A 14,932-nucleotide genomic window follows, 5' to 3' on the forward strand; every position below is an offset into this window, starting at 1 on the left:
GCCGCTGACGGTGCCGCAGCGTGCGCGGCCGCGTTTGGCCGCCAAGAAGCGGATGGCCGCAGCGAATGACCCGCCATAAAAGAAAAAAGCCAGGCTATTCGCCTGGCTTTTCTCGATGCTAAAAAGCTTACTCAGCTTCTTGCACTTCAACTTCTTCAACTTCCGGACGGTCGAGCAGTTCGACAAGTGCCATCGGTGCGTTGTCGCCGACGCGGAAGCCGAACTTCAGGACGCGCAGGTAGCCGCCCGGACGGGTAGCGTAACGCGGGCCGAGAACTTCGAACAGCTTCGTGACCGAGTCACGATCGCGCAGGCGGTTGAACGCCAGACGACGATTTGCCAGCGACGGCTTCTTGCCGAGCGTGATCAGCGGCTCGACGACTTTACGGAGTTCTTTCGCCTTCGGCAGCGTGGTCTTGATGACTTCGTGCTCGATCAGCGAGTTGGACATATTACGGAGCATTGCCAGGCGGTGGCTGCTCGTGCGGTTCAGTTTCCGCAGACCATGACGGTGACGCATGTTAATTCCTTCAATTCAAAGTTTTGGTCCAGCTCTTCTATCGCGCTCGGTCTACCCGAAAGTAGCGAGTGCACGGGCCGGTAGTGAAAAAAGACAAGACGCGGATTTTAAAGGAAAATCCGCGTCTTTGCCAGTGCAGCGGTCGGGCTCTGGCCCGGGATTGCCACTCGACTTATTTGTCCAGCCCTGCGGGTGGCCAGTTTTCGAGCTTCATGCCGAGCGTCAAACCACGCGACGCCAATACTTCCTTGATTTCGTTCAGCGACTTGCGACCCAGATTCGGCGTCTTGAGCAACTCGTTTTCCGTGCGCTGGATCAGGTCGCCGATGTAGTAGATGTTCTCGGCCTTCAGGCAGTTCGCGGAACGAACCGTCAGTTCGAGATCATCGACCGGACGCAGCAGGATCGGATCGATCTGCGGCGCACGCGACGGCGCTTCAGCCGTTGCTTCGGTACCTTCCAGTGCAGCGAACACCGACAGTTGGTCCACCAGAATACGAGCCGATTGACGGATCGCTTCTTCCGGCGAGATCACACCGTTGGTTTCGATGTTCATCACGAGCTTGTCGAGGTCGGTACGCTGTTCGACGCGAGCGCTTTCAACGGCGTAGCTCACACGGCGAACCGGCGAGAACGACGCGTCCAGCACGATACGGCCGATGATCTTGGCCGACTCTTCGCCATAACGACGCACATTGCCGGGCACGTAGCCGCGGCCCTTTTCAACCTTGATCTGCACGTCGAGCTTGCCGCCCTTCGACAGATGCGCAATCACGTGATCCGGGTTGATCACTTCGCAATCGTGCGCGAGTTCGATGTCGCCAGCGGTGACAACGCCTTCGCCGTCCTTGCGCAGCGTAACCGTGACTTCATCACGGTTATGCAGCTTGAACACGACGCCCTTCAGGTTCAACAGCAGGTTGACCACATCCTCTTGCACACCGTCGAGCGTCGAATATTCATGTACGACGCCTGCGATCGTCACTTCGGTCGGCGCGTAGCCCACCATCGACGACAGCAGCACGCGCCGGAGCGCGTTACCCAAGGTGTGGCCGTAACCGCGTTCAAACGGTTCCATGACCACTTTCGCGTGGCTCTCGCCAAGCGATTCAACTGCGATGATCTTGGGCTTCAACAAACTGGTTTGCATAGGTTTTCCTTTTCAATACCCTCGGCTCGTTACACCGATAAGGCTGACCGGTAACAACCTGAAAATAAACAGCCGAGACGCCCCCTTGCGCAACGCAATCGGGGTGCCCCGGCCGTTAATCCGATTACCGCGAATACAATTCGACGATCAGGCTTTCGTTGATATCGCCAGCGATGTCGCTGCGTTCCGGCTTCGACTTGAACGTGCCTTCGAAATTCTTCGAATCGACAGCGACCCAGCTCGGCAGACCGCCTTGCTCGGCCAGCGACAGCGCTTCGAGAATACGCGCCTGCTTCTTCTTCTGTTCGCGCACTGCGACGACGTCGCCTGCCTTCACTTGCATCGACGGGATGTTCGACACGACGCCGTTCACCGTGATCGCCTTGTGGCTAACGAGCTGACGTGCTTCAGCGCGCGTCGAGCCGAAGCCCATGCGATACACGACGTTGTCCAGACGCGATTCGAGCAATTGCAGCAGGTTTTCACCCGTGTTGCCCTTCAGGCGGTCGGCTTCAGCGAAGTAACGGCGGAATTGACGCTCGAGCACACCGTAGATGCGCTTGACTTTTTGCTTCTCGCGCAGCTGCGTGCCGTAGTCGGACGTACGTGCACCCGAGGTGCGGCCATGTTGGCCAGGCTTGCTGTCAAGCTTGCACTTGTCAGCGAGCGAACGACGGGCGCTCTTCAGGAAGAGGTCAGTGCCTTCACGGCGGGACAGCTTGGCCTTAGGGCCGATATAACGTGCCACGTTGATTCCTTCGTTGATTAATCACGCAAACGGCATGCATTCGCGCTAGTCCGAACCCTTTGGGTCGAACGGTGGGCTTAGTCAATTCAATAGCGCAAGCAGCCTGCCGCCGCACAGGGCGGCAACAGGCGCTAGCAAAACCAGCGTCTTAGATACGACGACGCTTCGGCGGACGGCAGCCGTTGTGCGGCACCGGAGTCACGTCGGAGATCGCGGTGATCTTGATGCCAAGACCATGCAACGCGCGCACCGCCGACTCACGGCCAGGACCAGGGCCCTTGATCCGCACTTCGAGGTTCTTGACGCCGTATTCCATCGCCACGCGGCCTGCCGATTCGGCTGCCACCTGAGCTGCAAACGGGGTCGATTTACGCGAACCCTTGAAGCCCTGACCACCCGACGTTGCCCAAGCAAGTGCATTGCCTTGACGATCGGTGATCGTGATGATGGTGTTGTTGAACGACGCGTGAACGTGAACCACGCCCTCGGCGACGTTCTTCTTGACCTTCTTGCGAACGCGTTGCGCCGCGGAGTTGTTCGAAGCCTTAGCCATTACGTTTTCCTGTAACTGTCAGTTCCGCTTACTTCTTCAGCGATTGCGCTGCACGACGCGGACCCTTGCGCGTACGGGCATTCGTACGCGTACGTTGGCCGCGCAGGGGCAAGCCCTTACGATGCCGAACGCCACGGTAGCAGCCGAGATCCATCAGGCGCTTGATGTTCATCGTCGTTTCACGGCGCAGATCGCCTTCAACGATGAACTTGCCGACTTCTTCACGCAGCTTTTCGAGGTCTGCGTCGTTCAGGTCTTTGACCTTCTTCGAAAATGCCACACCAGCAGCGACGCAAATGTCGCGCGAGCGCGTGCGGCCGACACCGTAAATAGCCGTCAGGCCGATTTCGGTATGCTGGTGATTCGGGATGTTAACCCCTGCGATACGAGCCATTGTTTTTCCTCAAACAAAAAGCGCAGCAAAAAGCGCGGCGTTCAGCCTTGACGCTGTTTGTGGCGCGGATCAGAGCTGCAAATCACGCGCACAACGCCTTTGCGCTTGATGATCTTGCAATTGCGGCAAATGCGCTTAACCGATGCCATCACTTTCATGATATTACCCTTTTTTCAAATCACTTCGCCCGGAACACGATCCGCGCACGCGACAGATCGTAAGGCGTCAATTCAACCGTTACCTTGTCGCCCGGCAAGATTCGGATGTAGTGCATCCGCATCTTGCCGGATATGTGTCCCAATACGACATGGCCGTTTTCCAGCTTCACCCTGAAGGTAGCGTTAGGCAGGTTTTCGATGACTTCACCCTGCATCTGGATAACATCGTCTTTGGCCATAAGTCCTTTCAACGCATCGGGACGCCGCCGCCTTTGAAATTAGCTTTCTTCAGCAGCGATTCATACTGTTGCGACATAACGTACGACTGCACCTGCGCCATGAAATCCATTGTGACGACGACAATGATCAGCAGCGACGTTCCACCAAAATAAAACGGCACGTTCCAGCGCAGCACCAGAAATTCGGGCAGCAGACAAACGAACACGATGTAGATCGCACCCGCCAGCGTCAGACGCGTCAAGATGCGGTCGATATATCGCGCCGTTTGATCGCCCGGGCGGATGCCTGGGACGAAAGCGCCACTCTTTTTCAGGTTGTCGGCCGTTTCCCTGCTATTGAACACCAGTGCGGTGTAGAAAAAGCAGAAGAAAACGATCGCCAACGCGTACAGCAACACGTACACGGGTTGACCGGGCTTAAGGGCTTCGGCCACGTTGTGCAACGTGTCTGCGAACCAGCTGGTACGCGACCCCGAACTAAACCAGTTCAGGATAGTTGCCGGGAAGAGAATGATCGACGATGCGAAGATCGGCGGAATCACGCCCGACATGTTCAGCTTCAGCGGCAGATGCGAAGACTGTCCGCCGTAAATCTTGTTACCGACTTGCCGCTTGGCGTAGTTCACAAGAATCTTGCGCTGGCCGCGTTCGATGAACACCACCAGATACGTCACAGCAGCAATCAGCGCGACCACAATAATCGCCGAGATGATGCTCATCGAGCCAGTTCGCACCAGTTCGAAAAGACCACCGATTGCGTTCGGGAAACCCGCCGCAATACCGCCGAAAATGATGATCGAGATACCGTTGCCAAGCCCGCGCTCCGTGATCTGCTCACCCAGCCACATCAGGAACATCGTGCCGGTCACCAGCGTCACGACCGTCGTCAACCGAAACACCATCCCCGGATCGATCACCAGGCCCGGCTGATTTTCCAGTGCGACGGCAATGCCGAACGCCTGGAACGTCGCCAGCAGGACCGTAAAGATACGCGTGTACTGCGTAATCTTCCGTTGACCCGCCTGCCCTTCCTTTTTCAGCGCTTCGAGCTGCGGCGAAACAATCGCCAGCAACTGCATGATGATCGACGCCGAAATGTACGGCATGATCCCCAGCGCAAAAATCGTGAACCGCGAAAGCGCGCCACCCGAGAACATGTTGAACATGCCAAGGATGCCGCCCGACTGACTTTGGAACAACTTTGCCAGCTGGTCCGGGTCAATACCCGGCACCGGAATGTGCGCGCCGATACGGTAGACGATCAACGCCAGCAGCAGGAACACTGCACGCCGACGCAGATCGCCAAACTTCGCCGCGCTGCGACCGGGTTTTGCGAGACTCGGGCTGTTAGCCAAGTACCTTCTCCGATGCAAATGCTAGTGACGGCAAATAGGTTGCGCGTTACTCGGCAAAAGAGCCGCCGGCTGCTTCGATAGCAGCGCGCGCACCCTTCGTCGCACCCAGACCCTTCACAACGACCTTGCGCTTGAGCTCGCCCGTCGCGATGATCTTGGCGCTCTTGATCAGCTCGCCAACCAGGCCGGCTTGCTTCAGAGCCAGCAGGTCGATTTCGTCGACCGGCAGCTTTTCCAGATCCGAGAGACGCACTTCACCAACGAATTCCTTCGTCAGCGAGGTGAAGCCACGCTTTGGCAGGCGACGTTGCAGCGGCATTTGACCGCCTTCGAAGCCAACCTTGTGAAAGCCGCCCGAACGCGACTTCTGACCTTTGTGACCACGGCCAGCGGTCTTGCCGAGGCCGGAGCCGATGCCGCGACCAACGCGACGCTTTGCGTGCTTCGCGCCTTCAGCCGGCTTCAGGTTATTCAATTCCATTATCAACTCCTTGAGTCCTGGTCAGCCGCTTAGCTGATGACCTTAACGAGGTACGAAACCTTGTTGATCATGCCGCGCACAGCCGGCGTGTCCTGCAACTCGCTAACCGAGTTGAGTCGGCGCAGGCCCAAGCCACGCACCGTTGCACGATGCGTTTCACGGGTGCCGATCAGGCTCTTGACGAGCTGGACCTTGACAGTTTTATCAGACATGGTGTCCACCTTAGCCCAGAATATCTTCGACGGACTTGCCGCGCTTCGCCGCGATGTCACCCGGCGTCGACTGCTTGCGCAGGCCGTCGAGGGTTGCACGAACGAGGTTGTACGGGTTCGTCGAACCGTGGCTCTTGGCCACAACGTTCTGCACGCCCATCACGTCGAACACTGCGCGCATCGGGCCGCCAGCGATCACGCCGGTACCGTCCTTAGCCGGAGCCAGGAGGACCATCGATGCGCCGTGCTTACCGTGCACTTCGTGTTGCAGGGTACCGTTCTTGAGCGGAACCTTGAACATGTTGCGGCGAGCCTGTTCCATCGCCTTCTGAACAGCGACCGGCACTTCCTTCGCCTTGCCCTTGCCCATACCGACGCGGCCATCACCGTCACCAACCACGGTCAGTGCGGCGAAACCGAGAATCCGGCCACCCTTCACGACCTTGGTCACGCGGTTGACCGAAATCATTTTTTCACGAAGGCCGTCGTCGCGTTCGTCAGCCTGAACTTTCGCTTGCATCTTTGCCATGACGAATTCTTCCCTTAGAACTTGAGTCCGGCTTCGCGCGCCGCATCAGCCAGCGCTTTCACGCGGCCGTGGTAACGGAAACCCGAACGGTCGAAGGCGACGGATTCGATGCCGGCAGCCTTAGCCTTTTCTGCAATGCGCTTACCGATCAGGGTCGCTGCAGCGACGTTGCCGCCCTTGCCCGTCTGATCAGCCAGTTGCGCACGCACTTCGGCTTCGAGCGTCGACGCGCTGGCGAGCACCTTGGTGCCACACGGCGAGAACACTTGCGCATAGATGTGCGTGTTCGTGCGATGCACGGCGAGACGCGCGACCTGCAGCTCAGCGATCTTGATACGCGTCTGACGAGCGCGGCGCAGGCGAGATTGAGTCTTATCCATGATTGCGCACCCTTACTTCTTCTTCGTTTCTTTGAGGATCACAACCTCATTGGCGTAACGCACACCCTTGCCCTTGTAGGGCTCCGGCGGGCGATAGCCGCGCACTTCTGCAGCGACTTGGCCAACTTGTTGCTTACTGATCCCCTTGATCACGATTTCGGTTTGCGTCGGGGTTTCAGCCTTGACGCCTTCCGGCATCTGGTGCACCACGGGGTGCGAGAAACCCAGCGACAGGTTCAGCTTGTCGCCTTGCGCTTGTGCGCGGTAACCGACGCCAACCAGCGTCAGCTTGCGCTCGAAACCCTTCGTCACGCCGTGCACCATGTTCGCAACCAGTGCGCGCATCGTGCCCGACATCGCATTCGCTTCGCGGCTTTCGCCAACCGGCTCGACCTTCAGCGTGCCGTTGTCGTTCACCACTTTCACCAGACTGTTGGCAGCCTGCGAAATCGTACCCAGCGGACCCTTGACGGTAATGCGTTCGTCGCTAAGGGCCACTTCTGCGCCTTGCAGCGCGATCGGGCTTTTACCTACTCGAGACATGTTTCTCTCCTTTCGGCCTTAAGCGACGTAGCAGATGACTTCGCCGCCAACGCCCGTTGCACGCGCCTTGCGGTCCGTCATCACGCCCTTCGGCGTCGACACGATTGCCACGCCGAGGCCATTCATGACCACGGGGATGTCGTTACGGCCGCGGTACACACGCAGACCAGGCTTCGAAACGCGCTCAATGCGCTCGATAACCGGACGGCCAGCGTAGTACTTCAACACGATGTTCAATTCAGACTTCGCACCTTCGGACTTCACTGCGAAATCATCGATATAGCCTTCGTCCTTCAGGACCTGCGCAATCGCAACCTTGACTTTCGACGAGGGCATAGTCACCGAGACTTTCTCAACCATCTGCGCATTGCGGATGCGAGTCAGCATATCGGCGATAGGATCACTCATGCTCATTTACGTTTCTCCTATTACCAGCTCGCCTTGGTCAGGCCAGGGATCTCGCCGCGGAACGCGATTTCGCGAATCTTGTTACGCGCCAGCCCGAATTTACGGAACGTGCCACGCGGGCGACCGGTAATTGCGCAACGGTTGCGCTTACGGGTCGGGTTAGAGTTGCGCGGCAGTTGTTGCAGTTCCAGACGTGCTGCGTAATGCTCTTCGTCCGACTTGCTCATATCGCCGATGATCGCTTTCAGCTCAGCACGCTTGGGAGCGTACTTAGCGGCCAGGCGAGCACGCTTCTTTTCACGTTCGATCAGTGCCAGTTTAGCCACGGTAACCTCAGTTTCTGAACGGGAACTTGAAGCTGGCGAGCAGAGCCTTTGCTTCGTCGTCGGTCTTCGCAGTCGTCGTGATGCTGATGTTCAGCCCACGCAGTGCGTCGATCTTGTCGTAGTCGATTTCGGGGAAAATGATCTGCTCTTTCACACCGATGTTGTAGTTGCCGCGACCATCGAACGCACGACCCGACACGCCACGGAAGTCACGCACACGCGGGAGCGCGACCGTAACGAAACGGTCCAGAAATTCGTACATTGCCTGACCACGCAACGTGACCATTGCACCGATCGGATAGCCCTGACGGATCTTGAAGCCAGCGATTGCCTTGCGTGCCTTCGTGATCACCGGCTTCTGGCCTGCAATCTTCGTCAGGTCGCCAACGGCGTTCTCGATGATCTTCTTGTCAGCGACCGCTTCGCCAAGGCCCATGTTCAGGGTGATCTTGGTGATGCGCGGCACTTCCATCACGGACTTGTAACCGAACTTCTCGATGAGGCCGGGTACAACCTTCTCTTTGTAAAACTCTTGCAAACGAGCCATTTTTTTACTCCGCAGCGTCAGGCGCTCAGCTCGGCACCGGTCGTTTTAAGGAAACGGACTTTCTTGTCTCCTTCGACCTTGATGCCTACACGCGACGCCTTGCCATTCGCGTCGACCAATGCGACGTTCGAAATTTGCAGCGGCATCGTCTTGGCTTCCACACCACCCGTCGTACCCTTCATCGGGTTCGGCTTGACATGCTTCTTGACGAGGTTAATACCCTCGACAACAACCTTGCCTTCGCCAACGGACAGCACGACGCCGCGCTTGCCTTTATCTTTGCCGGTGATGACGATAACTTCGTCACCTTTGCGAATCTTGTTCATCGCGACTCCTTACAGCACTTCAGGTGCCAGCGAAACGATCTTCATGAATCGTTCGCTACGCAACTCGCGCGTGACAGGCCCGAAAATACGGGTGCCAATAGGTTCGAGCTTGGCATTCAACAACACGGCGGCGTTGCCATCGAACTTGATCAGCGAGCCGTCCTGACGGCGCACGCCCTTGGCGGTGCGAACCACCACGGCGTTATAAATTTCGCCTTTCTTCACGCGCCCGCGCGGCGTTGCTTCTTTGACGGTCACCTTAATGATGTCGCCAATGCTGGCATAACGACGCTTCGAGCCGCCGAGCACCTTGATGCACATGACTTCACGCGCACCCGTGTTGTCGGCCACTTCAAGCCGAGTTTCGGTCTGGATCATGGTTTATCTTTCCCAACTTAATCCGGTCACACCACCATGGCGTACCCGGTCAGTCTTGGTCCCGTCAGCCAATCGGCTGCTTGGGTATGAACAGCAGCGACGGCAAACGAAACCCGCCATCGCAATCCGGTGAATCCTTCGGCACAGGCTGGCGCCCGAACCGCTTCCCCCACCAACTTCGCCCGCGACGGGGCTCCCATAAAGAGGGAAGACCGAGATCATATCACATAATCCCGGCCTTGCAAGCGAAACTTACTGCGATTTCAATTACTTCTACAACTTTGCGGCGTCAGATGACGCGAGCAGCCTCGACCAGGCGAGCCACAACCCAAGCTTTCGTCTTCGAAATCGGACGCGTTTCCTGGATTTCAACGAGGTCACCCTCGTTGTACGTGTTCGCATCGTCGTGCGCGTGGTACTTCTTCGAACGCACAACGTACTTGCCGTAGATCGGGTGCTTCACGCGGTGCTCGACCAGCACGGTGACCGTCTTGTCCATCTTGTTGCTGACGACCTTGCCGACCAGCGTCCGCTTGAGCGAGGTTTTTACGCTATCGTTCATTTCTGGTTCGCCTTCTCAGTCAGGACGGTCCGCACACGTGCGATGTCGCGACGGACCTTCTTCAGCTGGCTCGTGTTCGTGAGCTGCTGGGTCGCGAGTTGCATGCGCAGGCCGAATTGCGCCTTCAACAGGTCCGACAGCTCCTTGTTGAGCGCGGCCTGATCTTTCTGGTGAAGTTCGGAAGCCTTCATCATTTGCTCCTTAGGCGCCGAGCTGACGCACGATAAACGTCGTCTTGAGCGGCAGCTTAGCTGCAGCCAGACGGAACGCTTCGCGTGCCAGCTCTTCGGTTACGCCGTCCATTTCGTACAGCATCTTGCCCGGTTGAATCTCTGCGACGTAGTACTCAGGGTTACCTTTACCGTTACCCATACGTACTTCAGCCGGCTTGTGCGAGATTGGCTTGTCCGGGAAGATGCGGATCCAGATACGACCGCCACGCTTGATGTGACGCGTCATTGCACGACGTGCCGCTTCAATCTGGCGCGCGGTCAAGCGACCACGACCGACAGCCTTCAGGCCGAACTCACCGAACGACACCGCGTTGCCGCGGGTAGCAATACCGGTGTTACGACCTTTCTGCTCTTTGCGATACTTTCTGCGTTTCGGTTGCAGCATCGTTATTCTCCAGTCTTCCCGTCGCCGCCGGCACCGCCAGCACGACGGGGAGCGCCACGGCGTGCACCTGCCGGGCCACCACCTTCACCATCGCGACGCGGACGGCGATCGCCACCCGGACGTGCGTTGCGGCGCGGACGCTTTTCTTCGGCGACTTCTTCAACCACCGGTGCGTCGTTGCGGCCGAGCGTATCGCCCTTGTAGACCCACACCTTCACGCCGATGATGCCGTACGTCGTCTTCGCTTCCGAAGTTGCGTAGTCGATATCAGCACGCAGCGTATGAAGCGGCACGCGACCTTCGCGATACCATTCCGTACGAGCGATTTCGATACCGTTCAGACGACCCGCGCTCATGATCTTGATACCTTGAGCACCCAGACGCATTGCGTTTTGCATCGCGCGCTTCATCGCGCGGCGGAACATGATCCGGCGCTCGAGCTGCTGCGTGATCGAATCAGCGATCAGTTGCGCATCGGTTTCCGGCTTGCGGATTTCTTCGATGTTGACGTGAACCGGAACGCCCATGCGCTTTTGCAGCTCGGACTTCAGCAGTTCAATGTCTTCACCCTTCTTACCGATCACGACACCCGGACGCGAGCTGAAAATCGTGATGCGTGCGTTCTTTGCAGGACGCTCGATGACAACGCGGCCGACGGACGCGTTCTTCAGCTTCTTCTTCAGGTATTCACGAACACCGATGTCTTCCTGCAACATCGCCGCGAAATTGTTGTTGTTCGCGTACCAACGCGACGCCCAATTGCGGCTGACGGCCAAACGGAAGCCAGTCGGATGAATTTTCTGTCCCATCGTATGACCCCTTAATTCCCGACCGTCACAGTGATGTGACAGGATTGCTTCTCGATGCGGTTACCACGGCCTTTAGCGCGCGCGGTGAAACGCTTGAGCGATGCAGCCTTGTCGATGTAGATGCTCGTGATCTTGAGCTCATCGATATCGGCGCCTTCGTTATGCTCCGCATTCGCGATCGCCGACAGCACGACCTTTTTCACGATTCCCGCAGCCTTCTTCGGCGAGAACGTCAGAACGTTCAGCGCCTTGTCGACCGGCAAACCGCGGATCTGGTCAGCCACAAGGCGCGTTTTCTGCGCCGAGATGCGGGCACCGCGATGAATTGCTTTCACTTCCATCATGAGCCCCTTATTTCTTAGCCTTCTTGTCGGCTGCGTGACCCTTGAACGTACGGGTCAATGCAAACTCGCCAAGCTTGTGGCCGACCATGTTTTCCGAGATGTACACCGGAACGTGTTGACGGCCGTTGTGAACGGCGATCGTCAGACCGATGAAATCCGGGAGGATCGTCGAGCGACGCGACCAGGTTTTGATCGGCTTCTTATCCCGCGAAGCTGCTGCCGCCTCAACTTTCTTCAGCAAATGGGCGTCGCAGAACGGACCTTTTTTTACAGAACGTGCCATTGCCTACTCCTTAACGCTTGTGACGGCGCTGGACGATCATGCTCGTCGTGCGCTTGTTGCTGCGGGTGCGATAACCCTTAGCAGGCGTGCCCCACGGGCTCACCGGATCGCGACCTGCAGCCGTCTTGCCTTCACCACCACCGTGCGGGTGATCGACCGGGTTCATTGCAACGCCACGCACCGTCGGGCGGATACCGCGCCAGCGGTTCGCGCCAGCCTTACCGATTTGACGGAGGCTATGCTCTTCGTTGCCAACTTCACCAATCGTCGCGCGGCACTCAACGTGAACGCGGCGGATTTCACCCGAGCGCAGGCGGACCTGTGCGTAGATGCCTTCACGAGCCAGCAGCATCGCCGAAGTGCCAGCCGAACGCGCCATTTGCGCGCCCTTGCCCGGCAACATTTCGATGCAGTGGATCGTCGTACCGACCGGAATGTTGCGGATCGGCAGCGTGTTACCTGCGCGGATCGGCGCTTCCGAACCCGACATCAGTTGCTGACCGACGGTAACGCCCTTCGGTGCAATGATGTAACGACGCTCGCCGTCTGCGTACAGAACCAGCGCGATGTTCGCGCTGCGGTTCGGGTCGTACTCGAGACGTTCCACCTTCGCTGCGATACCGTCCTTGTTACGACGGAAATCGACGACACGGTAGTGATGCTTGTGACCACCACCCTTATGACGCGTGGTGATGTGACCGTTGTTGTTACGGCCGGCGGTCGAGGATTGCGAATCGAGCAGCGGTGCGTACGGCTTGCCCTTATGCAGTTCCTTGTTGACCACCTTGACCATCGCGCGGCGACCCGGCGAAGTCGGCTTAACTTTAACGATTGCCATGATTACTTGGCCTCCGCTTCAAAGTTGATTTCCTGGCCGGGCTTCAGGCAGACGTACGCCTTCTTCACGTCCTTGCGCTTGCCCATGAAGCGGCCAAAGCGCTTGGCTTTGCCCTTCGAGACCAGCACGTTGACGGAATTGACTTCCACCTTGAACAGCAGCTCGACTGCAGCTTTCACTTCCTGCTTCGTGGCATCGGGCGCGACTTCGAACACAACCTGCTCGTTCTTGTCGGCCACCAGCGTCGCCTTTTCGGAGATCACCGGCGCGAGCAGGACCTGCATCAAACGATGATCGTTCTTGCGAATCTCGCTCATGACAGCAACTCCTCGATCTGGGCGACCGCAGCCTTCGTGATCAGGATCTTCTTGAAGTAGATCAGCGACAGCGGGTCGGCGTAACGCGGCTCGACAACTGCCACATGGGCGAGGTTGCGCGACGCGAGGTACAGGTTTTCGTCAACCGTGTCGGTAATCACCAGCACGGAATCGAGACCCATCGCCTTGAATTTTTCGGCCAGCAGCTTCGTCTTCGGCGCTTCGAGCGTCAGCTCGTCGACCACCGAGATGCGGCCTTCGCGGGCCAGCTGCGAGAAGATCGAGCAGAGACCTGCGCGATGCATCTTCTTGTTGACCTTGTGCGAAAAGTTTTCTTCCGGCGAATTCGGGAAGATCCGGCCACCGCCGCGCCACAACGGGCTCGACGACATACCGGCACGGGCGCGGCCCGTACCCTTCTGGCGCCACGGCTTCTTGGTTGTGTGCTTGACTTGCTCACGATCCTTCTGCGCGCGGTTGCCGCTACGGGCATTCGCTTGATACGCCACCACTACCTGGTGAATCAGGGCTTCGTTGTAATCGCGGCCGAACACGACGTCCGACGCGCTAACGCCTGCACCTTCCTGACCATTGGCATTCAGGAGCTTAAGTTCCATTATTTCGCTCCTTTCACGGCACGCGTCTTCACGGCCGGCGTAACGAATACCTTGCCACCCTTCGCACCCGGAACGGCGCCCTTGACCAGCAACAGCTTGCGGTCAGCGTCGATACGAGCGATTTCGAGGTTTTGCACCGTTACCGTGTCGTCACCCATGTGACCGGTCATGCGCTTACCCGGGAAAACACGACCCGGGTCCTGCGCCATACCGATCGAACCCGGCACGTTGTGCGAGCGCGAGTTACCATGCGATGCACGGCCGGATGCGAAGTTGTAACGCTTGATGGTACCGGCGTAGCCCTTACCGATCGACACGCCTTGCACGTCGACCTTCTGGCCTACTTCGAACAGGTCGGGACCGACCACGGTGCCGTTCGACAACTCGGCAGCCTTGGCAGCATCGATCTGGAATTCTTTGAGGATTTCACCGGCTTGAACACCGGCTTTGGCGAGATGACCGGCCAACGGCTTCGTCACGCGCGATGCACGGCGCGTACCGAATGCAACCTGCACGGCCGTGTAGCCGTCGGTTTCAACAGTCTTGATCTGCGTCACGCGGTTGTCGGACACGTCCAGCACGGTAACGGGAATCGAATCCCCTTCTGCCGTGAAGATACGGGTCATGCCAACCTTGCGACCTACGAGTCCAAGGCTCATCGTTTTCTCCATTCCCGACTGCGATTGGTCGGGGCTAATTTACAAAATGCCGGTGCCGTTTCGGGCGTGAAATCACGCTGCAGCACACCGACTTTTTTGCGCAAATGCGCGAAAAGCCTTGCATTATAGCGAGGCTTTTCGTTTTCCGCAAGCAATCAATGACTTAGCGCTGCCCGGCAAGCCGGACAAGCTCTGGAAGCCTTATTGCAGCTTGATTTCAACGTCCACGCCAGCCGGCAGATCGAGCTTCATCAGTGCGTCAACGGTCTTGTCCGTCGGATCGACGATGTCCATCAGGCGTTGGTGCGTACGGATTTCGAGCTGATCGCGCGAGGTCTTGTTGACGTGCGGCGAACGCAGGATGTCGAAGCGTTGAATGCGGGTCGGCAGGGGCACCGGACCACGAACGATTGCGCCAGTCCGCTTAGCCGTGTCAACGATTTCAGCTGCCGATTGATCGATCAGGCGATAGTCGAAAGCCTTCAGGCGAATGCGGATTTTCTGGTTCTGCATGACAATTCCTTTGAAAGAGCGAGGCGGTATTGCGCCGCCGATAGTAAAAGAACGTAGAGCCGGGAGCCCGCTTGGGGCCGGCGCCCGGCTCCGGGCACCACTTACTGCAAATTCAATCCGCGATT

General features: G+C 58.0%; 29 protein-coding genes. All 29 read right to left on the minus strand.

All coding sequences use genetic code 11. The features are described from left to right. Positions 1–127: 127 nt before the first annotated feature. Positions 128–520, minus strand: coding sequence for a 50S ribosomal protein L17 (rplQ, locus tag BGI01S_RS26270; protein WP_006052227.1), 393 nt, complete (start codon positions 518–520; stop codon positions 128–130). A gap of 172 nt (positions 521–692) precedes the next feature. Then, positions 693–1,670: a DNA-directed RNA polymerase subunit alpha gene (locus BGI01S_RS26275; protein WP_042329254.1), complete on the minus strand. Its 978-nt coding sequence runs from the start codon at positions 1,668–1,670 to the stop codon at positions 693–695. A 124-nt stretch (positions 1,671–1,794) separates the two neighbouring features. Then, positions 1,795–2,418: a 30S ribosomal protein S4 gene (gene rpsD / locus BGI01S_RS26280; protein ID WP_042329255.1), complete on the minus strand. Its 624-nt coding sequence runs from the start codon at positions 2,416–2,418 to the stop codon at positions 1,795–1,797. Between the two features lie 148 nt (positions 2,419–2,566). After that, positions 2,567–2,971: a 30S ribosomal protein S11 gene (gene rpsK, locus BGI01S_RS26285; RefSeq protein WP_006052224.1), complete on the minus strand. Its 405-nt coding sequence runs from the start codon at positions 2,969–2,971 to the stop codon at positions 2,567–2,569. A gap of 28 nt (positions 2,972–2,999) precedes the next feature. Continuing rightward, a complete protein-coding gene (rpsM, locus tag BGI01S_RS26290) occupies positions 3,000–3,365 on the minus strand; it encodes a 30S ribosomal protein S13 (RefSeq protein WP_012434566.1) in 366 nt (121 codons plus the stop codon). A gap of 41 nt (positions 3,366–3,406) precedes the next feature. Then, complete coding sequence (gene rpmJ, locus BGI01S_RS29840) at positions 3,407–3,523, minus strand: 50S ribosomal protein L36 (protein WP_004199844.1); 117 nt, start codon at positions 3,521–3,523, stop codon at positions 3,407–3,409. A gap of 20 nt (positions 3,524–3,543) precedes the next feature. After that, positions 3,544–3,762: a translation initiation factor IF-1 gene (gene infA, locus BGI01S_RS26295; protein WP_004521905.1), complete on the minus strand. Its 219-nt coding sequence runs from the start codon at positions 3,760–3,762 to the stop codon at positions 3,544–3,546. A gap of 8 nt (positions 3,763–3,770) precedes the next feature. Next, the gene (gene secY / locus BGI01S_RS26300) at positions 3,771–5,117 is read right to left on the minus strand and encodes a preprotein translocase subunit SecY (protein ID WP_042329256.1); all 1,347 of its coding nucleotides are present in this window, start codon (positions 5,115–5,117) and stop codon (positions 3,771–3,773) included. 46 nt (positions 5,118–5,163) lie between these two features. Continuing rightward, a complete protein-coding gene (gene rplO, locus BGI01S_RS26305; protein ID WP_011490050.1) occupies positions 5,164–5,598 on the minus strand; it encodes a 50S ribosomal protein L15 in 435 nt (144 codons plus the stop codon). Between the two features lie 29 nt (positions 5,599–5,627). After that, a complete protein-coding gene (gene rpmD, locus BGI01S_RS26310) occupies positions 5,628–5,810 on the minus strand; it encodes a 50S ribosomal protein L30 (RefSeq protein ID WP_007180126.1) in 183 nt (60 codons plus the stop codon). 10 nt (positions 5,811–5,820) lie between these two features. Continuing rightward, positions 5,821–6,339 carry a 30S ribosomal protein S5 gene (gene rpsE, locus BGI01S_RS26315; RefSeq protein WP_006052219.1) on the minus strand — a complete coding sequence of 173 codons (519 nt, stop codon included), beginning with the start codon at positions 6,337–6,339 and terminating at the stop codon, positions 5,821–5,823. Between the two features lie 14 nt (positions 6,340–6,353). Further along, positions 6,354–6,719 (minus strand): 50S ribosomal protein L18, encoded by a 366-nt coding sequence (rplR, locus tag BGI01S_RS26320; protein ID WP_006052218.1) that lies wholly within the window; start codon positions 6,717–6,719, stop codon positions 6,354–6,356. Positions 6,720–6,731: 12 nt separating this feature from the next. Further along, positions 6,732–7,262, minus strand: a complete 531-nt coding sequence (rplF, locus tag BGI01S_RS26325; protein ID WP_042329257.1) for a 50S ribosomal protein L6 — start codon at positions 7,260–7,262, stop codon at positions 6,732–6,734. A gap of 18 nt (positions 7,263–7,280) precedes the next feature. After that, positions 7,281–7,676: a 30S ribosomal protein S8 gene (gene rpsH / locus BGI01S_RS26330; protein ID WP_006052216.1), complete on the minus strand. Its 396-nt coding sequence runs from the start codon at positions 7,674–7,676 to the stop codon at positions 7,281–7,283. Positions 7,677–7,690: 14 nt separating this feature from the next. Continuing rightward, on the minus strand, positions 7,691–7,996 hold the full coding sequence (gene rpsN, locus BGI01S_RS26335; protein ID WP_006052215.1) for a 30S ribosomal protein S14: 306 nt from the start codon (positions 7,994–7,996) through the stop codon (positions 7,691–7,693). A 7-nt stretch (positions 7,997–8,003) separates the two neighbouring features. Continuing rightward, on the minus strand, positions 8,004–8,543 hold the full coding sequence (rplE, locus tag BGI01S_RS26340) for a 50S ribosomal protein L5 (protein ID WP_006052214.1): 540 nt from the start codon (positions 8,541–8,543) through the stop codon (positions 8,004–8,006). 17 nt (positions 8,544–8,560) lie between these two features. Next, positions 8,561–8,869 (minus strand): 50S ribosomal protein L24, encoded by a 309-nt coding sequence (rplX, locus tag BGI01S_RS26345; protein ID WP_042329258.1) that lies wholly within the window; start codon positions 8,867–8,869, stop codon positions 8,561–8,563. Positions 8,870–8,878: 9 nt separating this feature from the next. Further along, the gene (gene rplN, locus BGI01S_RS26350; protein ID WP_006052212.1) at positions 8,879–9,247 is read right to left on the minus strand and encodes a 50S ribosomal protein L14; all 369 of its coding nucleotides are present in this window, start codon (positions 9,245–9,247) and stop codon (positions 8,879–8,881) included. 289 nt (positions 9,248–9,536) lie between these two features. Continuing rightward, a complete protein-coding gene (gene rpsQ, locus BGI01S_RS26355) occupies positions 9,537–9,809 on the minus strand; it encodes a 30S ribosomal protein S17 (protein WP_007180129.1) in 273 nt (90 codons plus the stop codon). Beyond that, positions 9,806–10,000 (minus strand): 50S ribosomal protein L29, encoded by a 195-nt coding sequence (gene rpmC / locus BGI01S_RS26360; RefSeq protein ID WP_007180130.1) that lies wholly within the window; start codon positions 9,998–10,000, stop codon positions 9,806–9,808. The genes rpsQ and rpmC overlap by 4 nt, the downstream gene beginning before the upstream one ends. Before the next feature lie 10 nt (positions 10,001–10,010). After that, a complete protein-coding gene (rplP, locus tag BGI01S_RS26365) occupies positions 10,011–10,427 on the minus strand; it encodes a 50S ribosomal protein L16 (RefSeq protein ID WP_042329259.1) in 417 nt (138 codons plus the stop codon). Between the two features lie 2 nt (positions 10,428–10,429). Next, positions 10,430–11,236: a 30S ribosomal protein S3 gene (rpsC, locus tag BGI01S_RS26370; protein ID WP_012434570.1), complete on the minus strand. Its 807-nt coding sequence runs from the start codon at positions 11,234–11,236 to the stop codon at positions 10,430–10,432. An 11-nt stretch (positions 11,237–11,247) separates the two neighbouring features. Then, on the minus strand, positions 11,248–11,580 hold the full coding sequence (gene rplV, locus BGI01S_RS26375; RefSeq protein ID WP_007180133.1) for a 50S ribosomal protein L22: 333 nt from the start codon (positions 11,578–11,580) through the stop codon (positions 11,248–11,250). A 7-nt stretch (positions 11,581–11,587) separates the two neighbouring features. Then, a complete protein-coding gene (gene rpsS / locus BGI01S_RS26380) occupies positions 11,588–11,863 on the minus strand; it encodes a 30S ribosomal protein S19 (protein WP_004199273.1) in 276 nt (91 codons plus the stop codon). Between the two features lie 10 nt (positions 11,864–11,873). Further along, positions 11,874–12,701 (minus strand): 50S ribosomal protein L2, encoded by an 828-nt coding sequence (gene rplB, locus BGI01S_RS26385; RefSeq protein ID WP_042329260.1) that lies wholly within the window; start codon positions 12,699–12,701, stop codon positions 11,874–11,876. Between the two features lie 2 nt (positions 12,702–12,703). After that, on the minus strand, positions 12,704–13,018 hold the full coding sequence (rplW, locus tag BGI01S_RS26390) for a 50S ribosomal protein L23 (RefSeq protein ID WP_007180135.1): 315 nt from the start codon (positions 13,016–13,018) through the stop codon (positions 12,704–12,706). Then, positions 13,015–13,635 (minus strand): 50S ribosomal protein L4, encoded by a 621-nt coding sequence (gene rplD, locus BGI01S_RS26395; protein WP_007180136.1) that lies wholly within the window; start codon positions 13,633–13,635, stop codon positions 13,015–13,017. The genes rplW and rplD overlap by 4 nt, the downstream gene beginning before the upstream one ends. Continuing rightward, entirely contained in the window at positions 13,635–14,294 is a 660-nt protein-coding gene (gene rplC, locus BGI01S_RS26400) for a 50S ribosomal protein L3 (protein ID WP_007180137.1), read from the minus strand. The genes rplD and rplC overlap by 1 nt, the downstream gene beginning before the upstream one ends. Before the next feature lie 201 nt (positions 14,295–14,495). After that, positions 14,496–14,807, minus strand: coding sequence for a 30S ribosomal protein S10 (rpsJ, locus tag BGI01S_RS26405; RefSeq protein ID WP_006998489.1), 312 nt, complete (start codon positions 14,805–14,807; stop codon positions 14,496–14,498). Between the last annotated feature and the right edge of the window lie 125 nt (positions 14,808–14,932).

The sequence above is a fragment of the Paraburkholderia ginsengisoli NBRC 100965 genome (assembly GCF_000739735.1).
GTDB lineage: Bacteria > Pseudomonadota > Gammaproteobacteria > Burkholderiales > Burkholderiaceae > Paraburkholderia > Paraburkholderia ginsengisoli.